This is a genomic window from Oceanospirillum sanctuarii (assembly GCF_002150805.1).
GTDB lineage: Bacteria > Pseudomonadota > Gammaproteobacteria > Pseudomonadales > Halomonadaceae > Oceanospirillum > Oceanospirillum sanctuarii.
In genome coordinates this window covers 48,391-67,489 of the sequence record NZ_MTBA01000009.1, presented here as the reverse complement: position 1 = coordinate 67,489, position 19,099 = coordinate 48,391, and the positions used below count along the sequence as shown (strand labels likewise).

The 19,099-nt window shown below is 51.6% G+C and carries 19 protein-coding genes; 6 read left to right on the top strand and 13 right to left on the bottom strand.

Annotation, left to right across the window (positions count from 1 at the left end):
* Positions 1-13: 13 nt before the first annotated feature.
* Both msrA and BV405_RS14575 read left to right on the top strand, forming a co-directional pair.
* On the top strand, positions 14-652 hold the full coding sequence (gene msrA, locus BV405_RS14580; protein ID WP_086481625.1) for a peptide-methionine (S)-S-oxide reductase MsrA: 639 nt from the start codon (positions 14-16) through the stop codon (positions 650-652).
* Between the two features lie 120 nt (positions 653-772).
* Positions 773-2,044: an NAD(P)/FAD-dependent oxidoreductase gene (locus BV405_RS14575; RefSeq protein WP_086481624.1), complete on the top strand. Its 1,272-nt coding sequence runs from the start codon at positions 773-775 to the stop codon at positions 2,042-2,044.
* Positions 2,045-2,310: 266 nt separating this feature from the next.
* Here BV405_RS14575 and BV405_RS14570 read toward each other — a convergent pair whose 3' ends face one another.
* The 4 genes from BV405_RS14570 to BV405_RS14555 all read right to left on the bottom strand — a co-directional run bounded on the left by BV405_RS14570 (position 2,311) and on the right by BV405_RS14555 (position 6,255).
* Positions 2,311-4,602, bottom strand: a complete 2,292-nt coding sequence (locus BV405_RS14570; RefSeq protein ID WP_245832345.1) for a heavy metal translocating P-type ATPase — start codon at positions 4,600-4,602, stop codon at positions 2,311-2,313.
* A 163-nt stretch (positions 4,603-4,765) separates the two neighbouring features.
* A complete protein-coding gene (locus BV405_RS14565; protein ID WP_086481623.1) occupies positions 4,766-4,972 on the bottom strand; it encodes a cation transporter in 207 nt (68 codons plus the stop codon).
* A gap of 185 nt (positions 4,973-5,157) precedes the next feature.
* Positions 5,158-5,661: a c-type cytochrome gene (locus tag BV405_RS14560; RefSeq protein ID WP_245832344.1), complete on the bottom strand. Its 504-nt coding sequence runs from the start codon at positions 5,659-5,661 to the stop codon at positions 5,158-5,160.
* Between the two features lie 147 nt (positions 5,662-5,808).
* The gene (locus tag BV405_RS14555; protein ID WP_086481622.1) at positions 5,809-6,255 is read right to left on the bottom strand and encodes a hypothetical protein; all 447 of its coding nucleotides are present in this window, start codon (positions 6,253-6,255) and stop codon (positions 5,809-5,811) included.
* A 408-nt stretch (positions 6,256-6,663) separates the two neighbouring features.
* On the opposite strand from BV405_RS14555, the gene ygfZ reads away from it, so the two are divergent.
* Positions 6,664-7,614, top strand: coding sequence for a CAF17-like 4Fe-4S cluster assembly/insertion protein YgfZ (ygfZ, locus tag BV405_RS14550; protein WP_086481621.1), 951 nt, complete (start codon positions 6,664-6,666; stop codon positions 7,612-7,614).
* 124 nt (positions 7,615-7,738) lie between these two features.
* On the opposite strand, the gene ung is transcribed toward ygfZ, so the two are convergent.
* A complete protein-coding gene (gene ung, locus BV405_RS14545) occupies positions 7,739-8,428 on the bottom strand; it encodes a uracil-DNA glycosylase (RefSeq protein WP_086481620.1) in 690 nt (229 codons plus the stop codon).
* Between the two features lie 159 nt (positions 8,429-8,587).
* Here ung and BV405_RS14540 point away from each other — a divergent pair, with 159 nt between their 5' ends.
* The gene (locus BV405_RS14540) at positions 8,588-8,812 is read left to right on the top strand and encodes an addiction module protein (protein WP_086481619.1); all 225 of its coding nucleotides are present in this window, start codon (positions 8,588-8,590) and stop codon (positions 8,810-8,812) included.
* Positions 8,809-9,099, top strand: a complete 291-nt coding sequence (locus BV405_RS14535) for a type II toxin-antitoxin system RelE/ParE family toxin (protein ID WP_086481618.1) — start codon at positions 8,809-8,811, stop codon at positions 9,097-9,099. Before BV405_RS14540 ends, BV405_RS14535 begins: the two co-directional genes overlap by 4 nt.
* Before the next feature lie 115 nt (positions 9,100-9,214).
* Here the strand turns inward: BV405_RS14535 and metE are convergent, their stop codons facing one another.
* Positions 9,215-11,569, bottom strand: coding sequence for a 5-methyltetrahydropteroyltriglutamate--homocysteine S-methyltransferase (gene metE, locus BV405_RS14530; protein WP_086481617.1), 2,355 nt, complete (start codon positions 11,567-11,569; stop codon positions 9,215-9,217).
* A gap of 176 nt (positions 11,570-11,745) precedes the next feature.
* Between metE and BV405_RS14525 the strand changes: the two genes are divergently transcribed.
* Positions 11,746-12,633: a LysR family transcriptional regulator gene (locus BV405_RS14525; RefSeq protein WP_086481616.1), complete on the top strand. Its 888-nt coding sequence runs from the start codon at positions 11,746-11,748 to the stop codon at positions 12,631-12,633.
* Here BV405_RS14525 and BV405_RS14520 read toward each other — a convergent pair.
* The 7 genes from BV405_RS14520 to BV405_RS14490 form a co-directional block, all read right to left on the bottom strand.
* Positions 12,630-13,349 carry an META domain-containing protein gene (locus tag BV405_RS14520; RefSeq protein WP_176330176.1) on the bottom strand — a complete coding sequence of 240 codons (720 nt, stop codon included), beginning with the start codon at positions 13,347-13,349 and terminating at the stop codon, positions 12,630-12,632. The genes BV405_RS14525 and BV405_RS14520 overlap by 4 nt on opposite strands.
* A 171-nt stretch (positions 13,350-13,520) precedes the next feature.
* Positions 13,521-14,084 (bottom strand): adenine phosphoribosyltransferase, encoded by a 564-nt coding sequence (locus BV405_RS14515; protein WP_245832343.1) that lies wholly within the window; start codon positions 14,082-14,084, stop codon positions 13,521-13,523.
* Between the two features lie 142 nt (positions 14,085-14,226).
* Positions 14,227-15,516, bottom strand: a complete 1,290-nt coding sequence (locus BV405_RS14510) for an NCS2 family permease (RefSeq protein ID WP_086481614.1) — start codon at positions 15,514-15,516, stop codon at positions 14,227-14,229.
* A 398-nt stretch (positions 15,517-15,914) separates the two neighbouring features.
* Complete coding sequence (locus BV405_RS14505) at positions 15,915-16,529, bottom strand: riboflavin synthase subunit alpha (RefSeq protein WP_086481613.1); 615 nt, start codon at positions 16,527-16,529, stop codon at positions 15,915-15,917.
* Between the two features lie 117 nt (positions 16,530-16,646).
* Positions 16,647-17,219 carry a 2-hydroxychromene-2-carboxylate isomerase gene (locus BV405_RS14500; protein WP_086481612.1) on the bottom strand — a complete coding sequence of 191 codons (573 nt, stop codon included), beginning with the start codon at positions 17,217-17,219 and terminating at the stop codon, positions 16,647-16,649.
* Between the two features lie 834 nt (positions 17,220-18,053).
* A complete protein-coding gene (locus BV405_RS14495; protein WP_086481611.1) occupies positions 18,054-18,518 on the bottom strand; it encodes a DUF327 family protein in 465 nt (154 codons plus the stop codon).
* 80 nt (positions 18,519-18,598) lie between these two features.
* Entirely contained in the window at positions 18,599-19,057 is a 459-nt protein-coding gene (locus BV405_RS14490; protein WP_086481610.1) for a DUF2489 domain-containing protein, read from the bottom strand.
* Positions 19,058-19,099 lie beyond the last annotated feature (42 nt).

Here is a 19,099-nt window from a genome sequence, read left to right as displayed (position 1 = left end):
AAGGAGTATCTCAATGAACAACCTTCATCCCTTATCTCAAACGCTAAAGATTTCTCTTTTATCGCTGCTAACCAGTGTACTTCTTCTGGTGTCCATTCTGTTCAGCCCCCTGAGTGAAGCTAAAGAAGCCAGAGCCATTTTTGCCGGTGGCTGTTTCTGGTGTATGGAACCGCCTTTCGACGAACTGGATGGCGTGATCAGCACCACATCCGGCTATACCGATGGCCACAAAAAAAATCCAACATACCGTGAAGTATCAGCAGGCGTTACCGGTCACACTGAAGCTGTAGAAGTGACCTACGACCCGGATATTGTCAGCTACCAGACCCTGCTGGATGTGTTCTGGCTCAATATCGACCCCTTTGCCATCAATCGTCAGTTCTGTGATACCGGCTCCCAGTATCGCTCCGGTATCTACCCTATGAACGAAGAGCAATCCCGTTTAGCGAAAGCCAGCAAAGAGCAAGTGCAGCAGGGCTTTAAGAAGCATATCCAGACCGAGATTAAGCCCGCTACCACCTTTTATCCAGCCGAGGATTATCATCAGGATTACTACATGAAAAATCCGATCCGCTACACCTTCTACCGCAACAGCTGTGGCCGGGATCAGCGTCTGAAAGAGGTTTGGGGCGACCGATATCAGAAGGACTAAGCTCTGAAACACAAATTCAAAGCTATCTAATTTTATCTTTGCTAATATAGCAAAAAGTAACTAAGATAGATCGCAGGCTTATAACACAATAACAATCCACTCCCCCCAAGGAGGCCTGCGATGGCTCATGTAGTAGTGCTCGGTGCCGGCACCGGCGGCATGGCAGCGGCGTACGAGTTACGTCACAAGCTCGATAAATCCCACGAAATCACCGTCATCAACGAACGGGACTACTTTCAGTTTGTCCCCTCCAACCCCTGGGTTGCTGTCGGCTGGCGGGACTCGGAAGAGATCAGCTTCAAAATCGCCCCCCATCTGCAAAAGCACAACATTAACTTTATCCCGCAGGCGGTGGATGCTATCAGTCCTGAGAGCAACAGCCTGACGCTGGCTGATGGTGAGACCATTAGCTACGACCATCTTCTGATTATGACCGGGCCTAAACTGGCCTTTGATGAAGTGGAAGGCGCGGGTCCCCATGGCGGCCATACCCAGTCCGTCTGCTCCCTGCCTCATGCACTGGATTCCTTCGAAAACTTTAAAGCACTTTGTGAAGAACCGGGGCCTGTTGTCGTTGGTGCTATGGCAGGCGCCAGCTGCTTTGGTCCCGCCTACGAATACGCCTTTATTCTGAACAAAGAGCTGCAGAACCGGAAAATCCGCGACAAAGTCCCCATGACCTTTGTCACCAGCGAACCCTATATCGGCCATCTGGGCTTAGGCGGTGTTGGTGACTCCAAATCCATGCTCGAATCCGACCTGCGCATGCATCACATCAAGTGGATCTGCAACGCCAAGGTGTCCAAAGTGGAAGAGGGCATGATGTATGTGGACGAGCACAACGACAGTGGTGAGGTGATCAAACAGCACGAGCTGCCGTTCAAGCACTCCATGATGCTACCAGCGTTTAAAGGTGTGGATTGTGTGGCTAACGTACCGGATCTCTGCAATCCGCGTGGCTTTGTCATCGTTGATGATCATCAGCGCAGCCCGAAATACGACAACATCTGGTCAGCAGGTGTCTGTATCGCCATCGCACCAACCGAAGCTACTCCAGTGCCTACAGGTGTGCCTAAAACCGGCTATATGATTGAGTCCATGGTAACCGCTATTGTTGAAAACCTGGATGCGGTACTGAAAGGCGAAGAACCAGAAGCTCACGCCACCTGGAACGCCATCTGTCTGGCGGATATGGGTGATACCGGTGCCGCCTTTGTCGCACTGCCACAGATTCCACCGCGCAACGTCAACTGGTTTAAGAAGGGTAAATGGGTGCATCTGGCGAAGGTCGCCTTTGAGAAGTACTTCATCCGTAAGATGAAGACCGGTAATCCCGAGCCGTTCTACGAGAAACAGATCCTCAAAATGATCGGTGTCGAGCGCCTGAAATAGCGCTAACGAACAGCATAGAACTCTGCTGGTCCGTTTATTCAGGTAACCTTTAACTGAGGTAGCCTGATATAACAGATAGGACACGGGAGCCAAGCGGCTCCCGTTTTTTTTATCGTTGCTTAAGCTATTGACCTAAATTGGGCCGCTTCAGCCAGAACCACCAGATCACCAATCCGATCAGCACTACACCCGCTAGATTTACCAATACACTCATTATCTGCTCCTCCAAGGTTTATCAGCTGGCGAGAAGCCAGCTGATAATAGGCTTATGCATCTGCCGACAGCTTCTTCAGACGAAGACGGTTAGCGTTACTCACCACCGTTACCGAGGACATTGCCATAGCGGCTCCTGCAAAGGCCGGGTTCAGCAACCAGCCAAAGATCGGGAACAAGACACCCGCCGCCAGCGGAATACCAATGCTGTTATAAACAAAGGCACCAAACAGGTTCTGTTTGATATTGCTGACCGTCAGCTTGGAGATCTCCATGGCATCGGCGATACCCTGCAGAGATCCGCGCATCAGAGTCAGATCGGCACTTTCAATGGCGATATCGGTTCCTGTACCTATCGCCATACCGACATCAGCCTGAGCCAGCGCCGGTGCATCGTTGATGCCATCACCCACCATGGCGACTTTGAGCCCCTGCTGCTGCAGCTTGCGGATCTCATCGGCCTTATGATCCGGCATCACCTCGGCGATCACCTGATCAACGCCCACTTCGTTCGCCACCGCCTGAGCGGTAATACGGTTATCACCGGTGAGCATCATCACTTTTACGCCCTGCTTTTTCAGGCGCGCGATGGCGGCTTTAGAGTCGGATTTCACCGGATCGGCAATGGCCAACACACCGACCACGGCTTCATCCACAGCTAGCAGCACAGGGGTTTTACCCTGTTCCGCCAAAGCCTGCATCTGTGCCTCAGCTGAATTCAATTCCAGCTTAAAGCTCTGCATCAGAGCGCTGTTACCCAACAGCAGGCGCTGGCTTACATCAGAACCTTCGCCAGTAAACTGTCCCTGAATGCCTTGCCCTGCCACCGGCTGAATCTCTTTTGCTTCCTGAACAGCAATACCTTCGGTTTTAGCCCGATTAACAATCGCCTGCGCCAGCGGGTGTTCAGAAGCAACCTCAAGACTGACGGCATATCGGAGCAGATCCTGCTCGGTTAAACCCTGTTCTTTACCTGCATCCAGCAGCACCAGATCCGTTACTTCAGGATGACCCTGAGTCACGGTACCGGTTTTATCCAGCACCACCACATCCACTTCCGCCGCTTGCTGCAGGGCATCACCGCGGCGAATCAGAATACCGTGTTCCGCAGCTTTACCTACGCCCACCATAATGGACATCGGCGTTGCCAGACCCAGCGCACAAGGACAGGCGATCACCAGTACTGTCATGGTGGTCACCAGCATGTAAGCCGATACCGGTTCAGGGCCGAAGTTAAACCAGGCGAGTGCAGTCAGCACCGCGATAATCAGTACAGAAGGCACGAACACCGCAGCAATCTTATCCGCCAGACGACCCAGCGCCGGTTTGGCATTCTGTGCCTGACGCACCTGATCGATAATTTTTGCCAGCGCGGTATCGCTGCCGACACGTAAGGTGCGGATACGTATGGTGCCGCTCTGATTCAGAGTACCGGCAGTAACTTCATCTTTTTTCTTTTTACTCACAGGCATCGGCTCACCGGTGAGCATGGACTCATCCACCCGGGTTTCACCTTCCATCACCTTGCCGTCCACCGGGATTTTTTCACCGGGTCGCACTCGGATCATATCGCCCTTCTGAATCGACTCGATGCGCATATCTACCTCTTCGCCATCTTCCTTACGGATCAGACGGGCGGTTTCCGGCTGCAGATTGAGTAGCTTACGGATCGCCTGAGAGGCCTGTCCACGGGCACGGCTTTCCAACGCCTGCCCCAGATTCACCAGACCGATAATAAAGACGGCGGCCTCAAAGTAGACGTGGCGCGCCTGCTCCGGCACCAGATCCGGCCAGAAAGAGATCAGCATGGAGAACAACCAGGCAGTCCCCGTACCCAAAGCGATCAGGGTATCCATATTGGCGTAGTGATTTTTAAACGCCGACCACGCGCCCTGATAGAAGTGACCGCCGGAATAAACCATGACCGCCAGTGTCAGAAGGCCGGTAATCTGCCAGAAGATCTGCCCGGAGGCGTTGTTCAGCATCGGCATGCCGTCCCAGAACATCATAGCCATCAAGGGAATACCCAGCGCCAGCGCAGCCCAGGTTTTCTTCAGCTGCTGCTGGTAATGGGCACGCTCTTCCGCCTGACGCTCATCTTCACCGTAATTGTCATCCAGCAGAGTTGCGCCAAAACCAGCACCTTCTACCGCCGCAATCACTTTGTCGGGCGCTACCGAAGTCGCCACACTGGCGGAACGATCCGGCAGATTAACGTCGGCCTTCTCAATACCTTCCAGCTGATCCAGCGCACTCTGTACCTGCTGCACACAACTGGCGCAGTGCATGCCCCTTAGGGCAAAACGGTATTCATGCGACTGCTGGTTTTTATCCTGTTCAGACATAAAACCTCCCTTTGGCTGTTATCCGCGCTCGGCGCCAATATCAGCCGGTAAAAATGACTGATCCGGCCTAAGCCGGATCAGATACGATGCACAGAAGTTCCCCGGGGGGCTGAAGCCTCCCGGAATCTGTACCATCAAAAATCGTGCGAAAAACCTGTCAGAATCAGGCTTTCTTTTCTTCCGCATCAAAACCGGCTTCTTCCACTGCATCAATCAGGTCTTCAACCTTCATGGTGCCGGTGACATGGGCTTCGTACAGGGTCACATCCGCTTGTTCAACACCATCTACCATCATCAGGGCGGTGGTCACAGAGTTCACACAACCATTGCAGGAAAGACCTTCCAGAGTAATAACCACTTCTTTGCTCATGTTCGCTACCTTAGTTCTTAAAAGAGTTCGCTTTATCGGTTTAACGAAAAGGGTTTAGATTTAAAATTCAGCTTAACAGGTTCCGTTGATGACCTGATCTCAATAACTGCATTCTAAACCCTGTAGTAAGCTACAGGGTCAAGCACTGCCAAAAATATTTTCCTTAACTATTGTCTGAGGCAAATTTAGTGCTTCGGACGACTCCAGGCCTGATAGATCTCATCCGGCCAGCGGGACTGAAACCAGGCGATCACGCTGTCGATCTCTTCGTCGGACAACTTCTGCCCCCAGGCAGGCATATCCGATGGTACATCCGGCCCACGGCCATGTTTGATCACGCCGCGCAGCTGATCCAGCGGGTGGTGCCAGGCGTGACCTGTGCCATTCAGCGGCGGTGGCAGGTAACGACCATCTTCAGTAGGTTTTCGCCAGTCAGGATTTCCCTGACCAAAACCACCATGACACTGAGCACAGTTTTCCTGATACAGGGGTTTGCCCTGATTCACCATCTCCTGAGTGTACCAGCGCTCTACTTTTACCATGGAGTCAGACCCCATAGCGCTGTGATCGGCCATTTTGCTGTCATTACTTTCGTCATTGTCACTACAGGCGGCCAGAAGACCTAAACTCAGGATCAGGAAAAGACGGATAAAACTTACACGAGTGATTTTCTTAATAAGATGCAACACAAGACATTCCTGCTGTTATTCGCGGCTATTAAACACAGCTTAAGCTGTTAATCGGGTTTAAATTGTCTTTGATCAGATGCACCAGCCATTATGGCAGGCACATATTACGACAGACGGGTTGTTATTAGATAACCAGCAGATCAAAGGCTAATTCAGCCAGCAGCAGTGCAGTTTATGCAGTCGCCTTGGAGATAAGAAAGGAGCTTGAGGTTTAAGAGTTCGGGTGATGCTGATAACAACAGCTATCAGCCCCAGAAGAAAAATCAGAGGCAGGAGCTGCAGCTCAGCCAGAGTGATCGGCTGGCTTTCATCTTCACAGCAGCTCATTGCCGGCATTTCATGAGCAGGCATACCTCTGACAGACAGGTTGCTATCTGCAGCGGCTGAGCTTTCTAGAGAGGCAGAATGATCTAGAGAGGCTTGGCTATGAACAACCGCTAATTCGCCATGAAACGCATCGTTAAAGTGCAGTCCCTGTTTGTCAGTCACTGAGACCGTTGACGCTGATAAGCCACCAAAACACTGCACCAACAAGGCCGCTGCCGCCAGTAGAACCAGCAGAGGTTTGAAGGATTGTTTCAACAGGGGCTTCATTTGGATCATCCAGCGTCTCAGGAAGATAATAAAGGCTAATTAAAAGTGTGTAATTCCAGGAAGATTACACCGAAAAGACCTTGAAATCAGGCCTTTGAAAACCAACATAGAGAAAAAGTTCCCTCATAGCCAAAGGCCATAAGTTAATTGTCCGGCGCTATGATATAACAGGTGACAAAGAAAAAGCTTCGCAAAAAGCTGCACCATGATTCAGTCTCGCCAATAGCGAGCGACACCCCAAGTTTCGGCATCAACCTGAAGATTGAGCCTAAGCCAGATATGGCACACCTGATAACGACAATTTACTGCCGGATGGCTGACACGAGTTACCTGCTTTTATCCGTTCACCGATAAAAGCTGCTTAAACGCCAGCGTGATCAGTCGCCACCAAATACAACGGAATCAGCTATGGAATCCACCATGAGCACCAATCGCTATACCGAACTTCCTGCCATCGATGCATCCCTGCAGGAACAGGCAACGCAACTGAACACCTCTGCAGTATTCAGCCCATTAGCCAGCATGGGCGCACTTCTGATCAAAGGCGATATGGCAGCCAAACTGCTGCACGGTCAGGCCAGTCAGAAAATTGAGGATCTGCCGGAAGGTGAACTGCGCCTTTCCCTGCTGACCTCGCCAAAGGGCCGTCCCTACGCGACCTTCTATGCGGTGCGCCACGCCGAAGGCATGCTGCTTTTACTGCCGCGTTCCACACTGGAAACCACACAGCAGAATCTGGCAAAGTTTGCGCCTCTGTACCGCTGCACCTTTGAGGACAAGTCTGATGAGATCGCTGTCATCGGCTTTAACCGCAAAGACGTTGAGCTGACCGATGTAGAGACCTTCAATCTGCCGGGCATCACTGAGCGCAGTATTGGCCTCTGCAGCTTTGAAACCCTGAGCACACTTTTTGATTCTGAGCTGACACCGGTAGCAGAAGCCGCCTGGAACCTGACTCAGATCGAGAACGCCCAGATTCTGCTGGAGCAAAGGCACAGCGATCAGTTTATCCCTCAGATGCTGAACTATCAGGCCACAGGTGCCATCAGCTTTAAGAAAGGCTGTTACACCGGTCAGGAGATTATCGCCCGGGCCCAATACCGTGGCGGAGTGAAAAAGCGCCTGCAGCGCTTAGTCGGTGATGGTGAAGCCAAAGTAGGTGATCAGGTGATCTGCCTGATGGAAGGCGATAAAACGGAAGCCGGTGAGATCCTGCTCACCGCTATCAACGCTGAAGGCAAAACCGAACTGCTGGCGGTACTGAAAGACAACACGCTGGAAGAGCCTCTGCTAACGGCAGATGATCAGCCACTGACGCTGATCGACCTGCCTTACGGACTGGAGAAGCAGGAGATCTGATCGGCTTGTCTCTGGTTTGCCCTAAGAAAGCCGCCCACAAACAAAAGGCGCGAATCGAAAGATCCGCGCCTTTTGTATTTCTAAAAACTCGCTATTCAGAACCGGTCTGATTGTTCTGAAAAGATCAGGCTTCCGGTTGTTCCGGCAGCTGCCAGTTCACCGGATTTTTACCCCGGGAAGCCAGAAAATCATTAGCCTGACTGAACTGGTGATTACCAAAGAAGCCCCGATGCGCTGAAAGCGGTGACGGGTGCACCGACTTCAGCACCAGATGTTTGTTCTGATCAACAAACGCCGCCTTCTTCTGGGCGTAGCTACCCCAGAGCAGAAACACCACACCATCAAGCTGCTCGTTGATAATATGAATCACCTTATCGGTAAACTGCTCCCAGCCTTTTTTCTGGTGGGAAGCGGCATTGGCTTGCTCCACCGTCAGCACTGCATTAAGCATCAGCACACCTTGTTTTGCCCAGCTGGTGAGATAGCCGTGGTTCACCGGCTGTACGCCAAGGTCACTTTGCAGCTCTTTATAAATATTCACCAGCGATGGCGGTGTTTTAACTCCGGGACGCACCGAGAAGCACAAACCATGAGCCTGATCCGGGCCGTGGTACGGGTCCTGCCCCAGAATCACCACTTTTACCTGATCCAGCGGCGTGTATTTGAAGGCGTTAAACCAATCCGATGAATGCGGGTAGATCACCTTACCCTGAGCCTTTTCCTGTGCCAGAAAGGCTTTCAGATTCTGCATATAGGGTTGTTCGAACTCACCGCCCAACACCGCCAACCAATCATCCGGCAGATCAATCGCCATAACTTGTTTATCCCGCTGGTTAAAAATTTCACGGATTTTAGCAGATTGTATGAGCAAAAATACGACACTGTATAAAAAAACAGCACCATAAATTATGAGCTTGGCAATTCAATTCATTACCTGCCAAAATTAAGCATCACTTAATACGAGAGAAGTGCTATGAACCTGCAACAGATTGAGTCTGAAGCACTGCATTTGCCGGAAGAAAAGCGCGCAAAACTGATTCAGGCCCTGATCGCAAGCCTTGATACGCCATCGGATAGCGAATTGAAAAGCGAGTGGCTGACAGAGGCCAAGCGGCGTGCTGACGAGCTGGATGAGGGTGTATCTGAACCCGTCCCCGCCAGTGATGTTCTGAAAAAGGCTCGGGCACTGGTCAAATGAGCTATACATTCCACTCGGCAGCGGAGGCTGAGTTTCTGGAATGTATCTCTTACTACGAATCAAAAGTCCCCGGATTAGGCAAAACTCTCATTGATGAGTTTGAGCATCTGCTGCAACTGGTGCTGCAATCTCCTGAAGCATGGCAAACCGAACTACCGCCGGATATCCGACGAATTCCAATGAAGCGATTTCCGCTTTCAGTTATCTACCGGATAAAGCATGAGCAAATCCAGATACTGGCACTGGCGCACGACAAAAGACGCCCTTGGTATTGGATAAACCGCTGATACCAGACAGATCGCCCTGACAGAAAATTAGACGCATCACAACAAAACCCCCGCTATCTCAGATAACGGGGGTTTTGTGCATTTTCAGGTATTGATTCGGCAAAGCCTCTAAAGGTTATGCCGGTTCCGCTTCCCGCTGTACCGATCGGGCTGGCTGGCCGGAAGCCGCCTGTTTACGCAGGGTTCGGGCGGCGGCGACCATATTCTCCAGCGCCGGAATCACCTCCGGCCATTGGCGGGTTTTCAAACCGCAATCCGGATTCACCCACAGGCGTTCTGCCGGAATACGCTCAGCGGCTTTACTCATCAGCTTCACCATTTGGGCTTCGGCCGGGATATTCGGCGAGTGAATATCGTACACACCGGGGCCGATCTCATTCGGGTATTCGAAAGCTTCAAACACATCCAGTAGCTCCATATCGGAACGGGAGGTTTCGATGGTGATCACGTCCGCATCCATACGGGCGATGGATTCGATAATGTCGTTAAACTCGGAATAACACATGTGGGTATGGATCTGAGTTTCATCGGACACACCATTGGCACTGATGCGGAAGCAGTTCACGGCCCAATCCAGATAGTGCTGCCATTCGCTGCGACGCAGCGGCAGGCCTTCACGCAGGGCGGCTTCGTCGATCTGAATTACGTTTACGCCTGCGGCTTCCAGATCCTGAACCTCCTGACGGATCGCCAACGCCAGCTGCAGACAGCTCTCTTTACGGGGCTGATCGTCACGCACAAAGGACCAGTTCAGAATCGTCACCGGACCGGTCAGCATGCCCTTCATCGGTTTGTCGGTCAGGGACTGAGCAAACTGTGTCCAGGCGACGGTCATCGGCTGCGGGCGGCTGATATCACCAAACAGAATCGGCGGCTTCACACAGCGGGAACCGTAAGACTGCACCCAGCCGAAGCGGCTGAAGGCATAACCTTCCAGCTGTTCACCGAAGTATTCCACCATGTCGTTACGCTCGGCTTCACCGTGTACCAGCACATCCAGCCCCAGTTTTTCCTGCTCCAGCACCGCACGTTCGATCTCGGCTTTCATCTGCGCCTGATAATCCGCTTCGCTCAGCTCATGCTTTTTATAGGCCAGACGGGCTTTACGGATCTCCGAGGTCTGCGGGAAAGAACCGATGGTCGTGGTCGGATAGAGTGGCAGATTCAGGATCTTCTCCTGCTTGGCCGCACGGAAAGCGTATGTACTCTGACGCTGACCAAAACCTGAGGTGATACCGCCAACGCTGGCTTTCACCGCACGGTTATGTACCCGCTCCGACAGACGACGGCTGGTGATCGCGGCCTGATTCTCAGCCAGCTGTTCGGCAACCGCCTCACGGCCTTCATTGATGGCACGACCCAGCAGCTGCACTTCTGCCAGCTTCTGTTTGGCAAAGGCCAGCCAGTTGATCAGCTCCGCATCCAGTGTGGCAGGTTTGTCTTCCGTAGAAGCACTTTCGCTTTGCAGATCCACCGGCACATGCAGCAAAGAACAGGACGGTGCCAACCAGAGACGATCACCCAACTTGGCCGCAACCGGCTCCAGCCAATCCAGCACACGGTTCAGATCCGTCTTCCAGATATTGCGGCCATCCACCGCGCCAATGGAGAGAACTTTATGTCCAGGCAGCCAGTCCACCACCTTGGTGACTTCCTCGCGGCCACGCACCGCATCGATATGCAGCCCTGCCACCGGCAGGTTGCAGGCCAACTGCAGATTATCCTGCAGGGTGCCGAAATAAGTGGCGATCATTACCTGTGGACGATTGGCTTTCAGGGTGTGATAGGCATGTTCAAACGCCTGCTTCCAGCGGGCATCCAGTTCGGTCACCAGTGCCGGTTCATCGATCTGAACCCATTCAGCTCCGGCATCTGCCAGCTGTTCCAGCAGCGCGCTGTAAACCGGCAGCAGCTTATCCAGCAGTGCCAGCGGATCAGAACCGTCCTTGGCTTTACTCAACCAGAGGTAGGTCACAGGGCCGATAAGCACGGGTTTGGCTTTTGCTAAACCCAGCTGAATCTGCGCCTCTGCCAGCTGGGACAGAATGCGCTCCGGATTCAGGGCAAACTCAGTGCCTGCGGTCACTTCCGGCACGATGTAATGATAGTTGGTATCAAACCACTTGGTCATCTCACCGGCATGCACGCAGTTGCAAGCCGAATCCTGAGCCGAACGTCCACGGGCAACGCGGAAGTAGTTATCCAGTTCCGAGCCTTCCAGCCCCTGAACCCGCTCCGGCAGATTGCCCAGAGTGAAGCTCATATCCAGCACCTGATCGTAGAGGGAGAAATCCCCCACCGGCACCAGATTCAGTTCCTGCTGTTGCTGCCAGTTGATCTCACGCAGCGCTTTTGCGGTGGTCAGCAGTTGCTCTGCTGAGGACTCACCTTTCCAGAAGCTTTCCTGTGCAAATTTAAGTTCGCGCTTTGCGCCGATACGGGGAAAACCCAGATTGTGTACTAAAGCCATGATGTTTCCTTACTTTGTTCATTGGTGCAGAAGCCTGAGCAGCTTCAAACGATGGCGATAGCCTAAACAATGCAATCCATGAAAAATAATGGTACTTTCTCATTGATTTATTAGATTTATTCATAGGTTTATTTTTGGCTTATTAAGCCAGTGAAAAGAAAGAGCAAGGAAAGCAGATGATTGAACGCAGCCACCTGAGTATTTTGCGCGCCATCGACCAACAGGGTTCGCTGACCGCCGCATCGGAAAGCCTGCACCTGACCCAGTCCGCACTCAGTCACACCATCAAAAAGCTGGAAGGTCAGATCGGCAGCCCGCTCTGGCTGAAGGATGGCCGCAAGGTGCGCCTGACGCAGGCGGGGGAATATCTGCTGAAAGAAGCCAAGCGCATTCTGCCGCAGCTGGAACGTATCGATGAAACCCTGAGCCGATTCGCCCGCAACGAACAGGGCAGCCTGCATATCGGTATGGAGTGTCACCCCTGCTATCAGTGGTTGCTGAAGGTAGTTTCGCCCTTTATGGAGGTTTACCCCTCGGTGGATCTGGATGTTAAACAGCGCTTTCAGTTTGGTGGTATGGCGGCGCTGTTTAATCACGATATCGATATTCTGGTAACCCCTGATCCGATCTGGCGGGAAGGTATCGTGTTTGAACCGGTTTTTCCTTACGAGCAGGTTTTGGTGGTACATCAGGATAATCCGCTGGCCAGCCAGCACTGGATCGCACCGGATCAGCTAGCCAGTGAAACCCTGTTCACCTATCCGGTGGAGATTGAACGGCTGGATATCTTCCAGCAGTTCCTGCTGCCCGCCCACTGCCGACCGCAGAAACATAAAACCCTGGAAGCCACCGAGATCATTCTGCAGATGGTCGCGGCAAACAGAGGCGTTGCTACTTTACCGGCATGGCTGGGACGGGAATACGCCGAGCACCTGCCGATTGCACTGGTTCGGCTGGGGGAGCAAGGTATTCAGAAGCAGATCTTTCTGGGAGTCCGCCAGCAGGATGAAGACAACCCGCATATCAGGCGCTTTATCCAACTGGCGAAAGAGACGGGGCTTTAACGACTGGCCTTCAGGTAGTCATGGGCAACAAAGCCGGTTTTGCCATCCTGTGTGGCGACTTCGCACCAGATCCTATCGTTGCGGTAATCACAGCCTTTGCTGGAAAGCTCTGTACCCGCTTTCAGGTGTGCCAGCACATCGGAACGGGTGTTCGGGCTTTTACGCAGATTCAGCCAGCTGCTTACACCAGTCACCTGCCAGCTTGCGGGGCCGCCCATCCCAGGTGATGCAGGTACTTTGGCCAGTGGTGTCCAGCTATAGATACCGGCATCGGCCTTCAGACTCAGGTGCAGTTTGCCATCACGCAGGGCGAAACCTGTGATATGACCAGTATCCCGCAGAATACTCTGATCCATGCTGCCCGTAGGGCACATCGCCATGGTGCCTGCCAGAGGCGTAAAACGGAACGAGCCATTCACGCCACTCTGACCAGCATCTGCAGACCAGCCGCCCATAGCGCGGTTACAATCCAGACGCATACCAACACGGCCTTCATGGGTCAGATACAGGGTATAGTGCTCCGGTTGCTCCGGGCGTTTAACGCCGATGGCATCATCCATAGAGGTGAAAGATTCCAGCTGCCAGACCGTGCCCTTGAGTGTATCGGCCAGAGGTTTCGCCGGGCTTGCGGCCTGTGCTATGCCAGCACTCAAAGTTAGTGCCAGAGCACTGCTGATCGCTTTAACACCGCTCATCAGTCGTGGATATCGCATCATTCTTTTTTTCCTCATCACAAAGCGCCTTGTTAGTCAGTTTCACCGAACAACAGAACGAAGGGCTTCGCTTAAAATTTCGATATAAAACAGCAATAAAAAAGGCATCGTCTCCGATGCCTTTTCAGATATCACCCTAGGATGACAGCTTCAGAATTTGGTTCGAATAAATAATTATTCACCTTCAAACTCACAGATAGAATAAACCTCAATCCCCTGCTCTCTCAGCTTAGCTGAACCACCCAGATCCGGCAGGTCGATAATGGCTGCAGCTTCCACCACTTCAGCACCTAGGCGCTTAATCAGGTTCGCAGCAGCCAGCATAGTACCGCCGGTGGCGATCAGGTCGTCGATCAGCAGCACCTTGTCACCGGGTTTGAAAGAATCCGTGTGCAGTTCAACGGTGGCTGAACCGTATTCCAGATCGTAGCTTTCCTGAACGGTTTCAAAAGGCAGCTTGCCCTTCTTACGTACCGGAATAAAGCCGGTATTCAGCTCATAAGCGATGGGTGAACCCAGAATAAAACCACGGGCATCAACACCGGCTACTGCATCAATATCGTGATCGTAGTAGCGGTGTACGAAGGTATCGATCAGCTTGCGGAACGCTTTCTTATTCTGGAACAGCGGCGTGATATCACGGAACATCACTCCCGCTTCCGGCCAGTCGGGCACAGTACGGATCACGGAACGCAGGTAGTCGGTGTTGTTCATGGTGTTTTCATCACGATCAGACATGGGTAAACCTTTTCTAAAACGGATGCTCCGCATCAGTGACGCTGATCATCCTGCCAGCGTTGAACAAAATCAGATCCACAGACATGCAAATGCCGACCCTAGGGTCGGCATTTAAACTGCTTTTCAGCAGCCTGAGTCTCGGTTAGGCAACAACAAATTTAACAACAAACAGAGCAGCCAGAACCAGAACGCTCAGAGACACATCTTCACGACGACCGGACAGCAGCTTGATACCGGCGTAAGTGATAAAGCCGAAAGCGATACCGTTCGCGATAGAGAAGGTCAGCGGCATAGCGATCGCAGCAACAAATACCGGAGCCGCTTCCGTCAGATCTTTCCAATCCACTTCTGCCAGACCTGCAGTCATCAGAACCGCAACGTAGAACAGCGCACCAGCGGTGGCATAAGCCGGTACAGAACCCGCCAGAGGAGAGAAGAACAGAGACAGCAGGAAAAGACCGGCAACCACCACAGCAGTCAGACCAGTACGGCCACCTGCAGAGATACCCGCAGTACTTTCGATATAACTGGTGGTAGTAGAAGTACCCAGAGCAGCACCCGCCATAGTCGCAGTACTGTCTGACATCAGCGCACGGCCCAGACGTGGCAGACGCTTGTCTTTATCCAGCAGACCACCCTGTTGAGCAACCGCAACCAGCGTACCGGAAGTGTCGAACAGATCCACAAACAGGAAAGCGAAAATGATGCTCAGCATACCCACTTCAAGTGCGCCAGCCAGATCCATTTCCATAAAGGTAGGCGCCAGACTTGGTGGTGCAGAAACCACACCGTTCAGCTCGTTCAGGCCCATTACGATAGACAGAACGGTTACCACCAGAATACCGATCATTACGGAACCCAGAACACGGCGGTAAGACAGAGACACGATAATAAAGAAACCGACAATCGCCAGAATCACTTTAGGGTCGGACAAATCACCCATAGTCACCAGAGTCGCAGGGCTGTCTACCACAATGCCTGCACTCTTCAGAGCGATCAGCGCCAGGAACAGACCGATACCGGCGGCAATACCCAGTCGCAGGGACAGAGGGATACTGTTGATGATCCACTCACGAATCTTGAACAGACTCAGAACCGTGAAGATCAGACCGGAGAAAAACACCGCACCCAGTGCAGACTGCCAGCTGTAGCCCATCTCCATCACAACCGTGAAGGTGAAGAAGGCGTTCAGGCCCATGCCCGGAGCCAGCGCGATTGGGTAGTTAGCCCACAGACCCATGATCAGGGTACCGATCGCTGCTGCCAAACAGGTTGCGACGAACACAGCGCCGTAATCCATACCTGCCAGTTTCAGAATCGATGGGTTAACAAAGATGATGTAAGCCATCGTCAGGTAGGTTGTGATACCTGCAACAACTTCGGTTTTTACGTTGGTATTGTGCTCGCTGAGCTTAAACAATTTTTCCAGCATGGGTTGTGCCCTAAACCAGTCCAAAAACAACAAAACCCGGAAAGGGTAGTTTCCAGGTTTCAACAATTAGCTATACAGTCAAAGCTGCATTTGCGGCAATCTTAGCCAAAAGTAGGGTAAAAATCGAGCAAACAGAGCAGAAACTCTATCGATTTTCTTAAAAAAGTTGGCAACAGGTTTTGACGCACCGCATTGCAGCAAAAAATAGCCTGTTTCTGCTGCTTTGCACAAAAAAAGCGCTGTTTCCGCCTTTTCTTTTGGTGGTTTTTATGAGCAATACCGATCTGTAGTGGAAATAAATCAGTGAAAGTGAGCCTAAAAAAGAAGCTTAACCCTTTTCAGGTTAAGCCTCTTTTTTTATGCGGCTGGCTGACCCGGCAGTCAAACCCTTGCAGGCATCAACCCAGTTTCTGGTTCGCCATTACACGTTCAACGGTATCCACAATCGCCTGAGTCTGAGGGTCAATTTCTATATTAATACGGCTGCCGACTTTGCGCTGCGCGATCACAGTACGCTCAAGGGTCTCAGGAATCAGATTCACACTGAAGCTACCCTCTTTTAAAGCGCCAACCGTCAGGCTGATGCCGTCGATACCGATATAGCCTTTCTCAAAAACGTACTTCTCATAACCTGCTGGCAGCGCAAACCAGATCTGATAGTTGTTTTCAGACTCGACGATCTCTTTGACCTCTGTAGTACACATAATGTGACCCGACATAGAGTGACCACCAATCTCATCGCCAAAGCGTGCGGCACGCTCGATATTCACCTCATCACCCAGCGTCAGATCACCAAGGTTAGTGAGGCGCAGAGTTTCCTGCATCAGATCAAAGCTGATCCGGTTGCCATTGATCTCGGTTACCGTCAGGCAGCAGCCGTTATGGGCAACACTGGCACCTGTTTCAAGACCTGCAAGCAGCTCATCCGGCAGCTCCACCACATGGGTACGGAAGTTTTCTTTCTCGACAAGCTCAACCAGTGGCGCACGGCCCTGAACAATACCGGTAAACATAGTGACTCCAGAATAAATAGGATAAAGATAAAACGGACACTTATACGGGCAATAAAAAACCCCGGTTGACCTGACAGCGAATCAGTCGGCCAACCGGGGCCTGAAAATATGATCCCATCAGGCTTGCTGCAGATGGTACTTCAACTGCGCCATACGGTCACAGCCAAAAAAGACCTCATCATCCACAAACAAGGTTGGTGCACCGAAAGCACCTTTGTCAGCAGCCCTCTGAGTATTGTCAATCAAGGCCGCTTTACCGGCATCGCTTTTGCAATAGTCCAGCGCTTCCTGCCCCAGAAGGGAGAGAATAGTATCGTCATTGATGATGTCCTGCCCTTCGCCCCAGAAAAGCTCATAAAGCGCGAGACTCTTTTCCGCACGAATCTTATTGGGCAAACTCATCAAAGCGCGCATCACATAAACAGTATTACAGGGAAAACTGGCCGGCTTGTTATAAGGCACCTGAAGGTAGCGGGCCATGCGTGGCAGATCCTGATCAAACAGGTAGGTTTTCTTTTCCGGGAGCGTTTGAGGTGGCTGATTTCCGATCAGCTTAAACAAACCGGGCAGAAAGAGCGGCTGCCAAAGCACTTCACAACCAGTCTGCTTTTCCAGTTCTTCCAGCTGCACTGCTGCCAGGTAGCTGTATGGGCTAACGATGTCGTAAAAAAACTCAACCTGCTTGGTCATGTTCAGAAGCCTTTGCGTCGTTTTATTGCTTTTGTCGATTTGTTTTTGTTTTGATCGAATTTAATCATACCGCCAGTTTCTGCCTGAAAACACACTGCAGCAACTGCAAAGCGTGACCCGGCATTCTCGTTTGTAACGTCGAACAGAGAAAATGGATCACCCGCTATTTACTGGTTTGATTTTCTGCTTTTTCTCATTAACCCGGATGATTTCACTGGATTAACTCAAACCAGAATCGATTCAGGGTTCAAAACAGTGCCTAGACTACAAAATCAGCCCAAAAATACCAGCCCAAACCAAAAGATTATTCTGTAATTAAATACCTTCATAGAATAAACGTAATGCGTAAACCTTTTTTTACATTAAAACAAACCATTCCAGATTGACCGAATACATGTTCGCCTTTAGTATTATGCGCCATAGGGTCGCGCAGCATTTTCCAGTGTTTGAAGGCGCGTTATAAATTTGCAAACGGGTTTGTCCAGCGTTTGGCCATCTCCTCCATGAGGTGGCTTTTTTACTCTGAACACTTTCTGGCTGGAGACTAGGGTAGTCTCTGAAGGAAAGATCTCTTTTGAGAGACCCTCTGTTAGCTCTTGCATATATACTTCCGCCCCCGCCAACTTTGGTGGGGGCTTTTTTTTGCCTGCGATTTGCTATCCAAACAATGCTGAACAGCCAAACCAAACAATGCCTGAACAGCCAAGAGTGCGCCAATCACTCGCTCTATTTATCAGAGCCATAAAAAAACGGCCGATTCTTCAATCAGCCGTTTTTTTTGTTGTGCTTCATAATGTTGTGATACTTACTGATGCTACGTCTGAGTTAACCAGATCAGGACAACAGATCCACCACCAAACCTTTCAGGTGCGTCAGTTTCGCCGCGATCTTCAGGGTATCTTTCTGCTCGTTCAGCACCAGCAGCAGAAGCTCTTCCGCTTCCTCGTCGATCTTACGAATCACATGGTGCTTATCGGTCAGACTCCAGCCGGGGCCAACACCTTCCACTTCGTAAGCGCCCTTGGTGGCCTTACCGATCAGGTTGCTCAGCAGCGCCCGATAGATCTCAAGATTACCGATGGTCGGATTACGCTCAAGATTATGGGAAGCATCATCCAGCGCTTCCCGGATACGGGTCAGCTCTTCGTTCAGACTCGGACGGCTGATCTCATCAACCTGCTGCACCAGATGATCGGTAAAACTGCGGGTCTTACCTACGCCGCTGGTCTCTTTCGCTTTAGCCTTGCGGGTTCCGTCACCGGTACGCAGGGACTTCAGCTTATCGTTAATATTGATCATATTCTTACCCGTCGACCGATCACCCGTCCGACGCTCATATCAGATAGACAGCTTTCAGATCAAAAGCTTAATTCAATGACTCAGGGCTTCTGTTGCAGCAACCAGCGTGCACCTTCAAGGGCTGCATCATGGTATTCACCTTCCAGAGCAATACGCTCCAGATCCTGCTTCATGCGCTCCTGCTTCGGCAACTCTTTACGGGCCTGATGGGTAGCAAAGTGCTCTCCACGACGGGTGATCTCAGCAAAAACTTTCAGCTCTGCCTTATCAAACCAGTCCGGCTCAATAATATCGACCAGGGTACGAACACGGATGCAGGCTTCCATCACATCCACCTGCCCCTGAACCAGTGCCTGACAAACCGTATGGATATTCTCCATGGTTTTGATACGGGCCTGGGTTTCTACTTCTGCCAGCGCCTTCAAACGCTCTTCTTCACGCTGCTCAACCTGCTTACGCAGTTTCAGGGCATAAACACCCAGAGCGATAATAATAGCTACTGCAATAACGGCCAGTAGCACGGCCATCTGTTGTGTCATCTTTCTTTAGAAATCCGCTTAGTTGAGAAGTTTATTACCGCC

Bases quoted from the DNA above. Each gene is read 5' to 3' on its own strand.
- BV405_RS14520 (WP_176330176.1), bottom strand. From the start codon at position 13,349: ATGATGCGATATCCACGACTGATGAGCGGTGTTAAAGCGATCAGCAGT.
- BV405_RS14540 (WP_086481619.1), top strand. From the start codon at position 8,588: ATGAACCTGCAACAGATTGAGTCTGAAGCACTGCATTTGCCGGAAGAA.
- BV405_RS14515 (WP_245832343.1), bottom strand. From the start codon at position 14,084: ATGTCTGATCGTGATGAAAACACCATGAACAACACCGACTACCTGCGT.
- BV405_RS14525 (WP_086481616.1), top strand. From the start codon at position 11,746: ATGATTGAACGCAGCCACCTGAGTATTTTGCGCGCCATCGACCAACAG.
- msrA (WP_086481625.1), top strand. From the start codon at position 14: ATGAACAACCTTCATCCCTTATCTCAAACGCTAAAGATTTCTCTTTTA.
- BV405_RS14500 (WP_086481612.1), bottom strand. From the start codon at position 17,219: ATGACCAAGCAGGTTGAGTTTTTTTACGACATCGTTAGCCCATACAGC.
- BV405_RS14495 (WP_086481611.1), bottom strand. From the start codon at position 18,518: ATGATCAATATTAACGATAAGCTGAAGTCCCTGCGTACCGGTGACGGA.
- BV405_RS14575 (WP_086481624.1), top strand. From the start codon at position 773: ATGGCTCATGTAGTAGTGCTCGGTGCCGGCACCGGCGGCATGGCAGCG.
- ygfZ (WP_086481621.1), top strand. From the start codon at position 6,664: ATGGAATCCACCATGAGCACCAATCGCTATACCGAACTTCCTGCCATC.
- BV405_RS14535 (WP_086481618.1), top strand. From the start codon at position 8,809: ATGAGCTATACATTCCACTCGGCAGCGGAGGCTGAGTTTCTGGAATGT.
- BV405_RS14510 (WP_086481614.1), bottom strand. From the start codon at position 15,516: ATGCTGGAAAAATTGTTTAAGCTCAGCGAGCACAATACCAACGTAAAA.
- BV405_RS14570 (WP_245832345.1), bottom strand. From the start codon at position 4,602: ATGTCTGAACAGGATAAAAACCAGCAGTCGCATGAATACCGTTTTGCC.
- BV405_RS14505 (WP_086481613.1), bottom strand. From the start codon at position 16,529: ATGTTTACCGGTATTGTTCAGGGCCGTGCGCCACTGGTTGAGCTTGTC.
- metE (WP_086481617.1), bottom strand. From the start codon at position 11,569: ATGGCTTTAGTACACAATCTGGGTTTTCCCCGTATCGGCGCAAAGCGC.
- BV405_RS14555 (WP_086481622.1), bottom strand. From the start codon at position 6,255: ATGAAGCCCCTGTTGAAACAATCCTTCAAACCTCTGCTGGTTCTACTG.
- ung (WP_086481620.1), bottom strand. From the start codon at position 8,428: ATGGCGATTGATCTGCCGGATGATTGGTTGGCGGTGTTGGGCGGTGAG.
- BV405_RS14565 (WP_086481623.1), bottom strand. From the start codon at position 4,972: ATGAGCAAAGAAGTGGTTATTACTCTGGAAGGTCTTTCCTGCAATGGT.
- BV405_RS14490 (WP_086481610.1), bottom strand. From the start codon at position 19,057: ATGACACAACAGATGGCCGTGCTACTGGCCGTTATTGCAGTAGCTATT.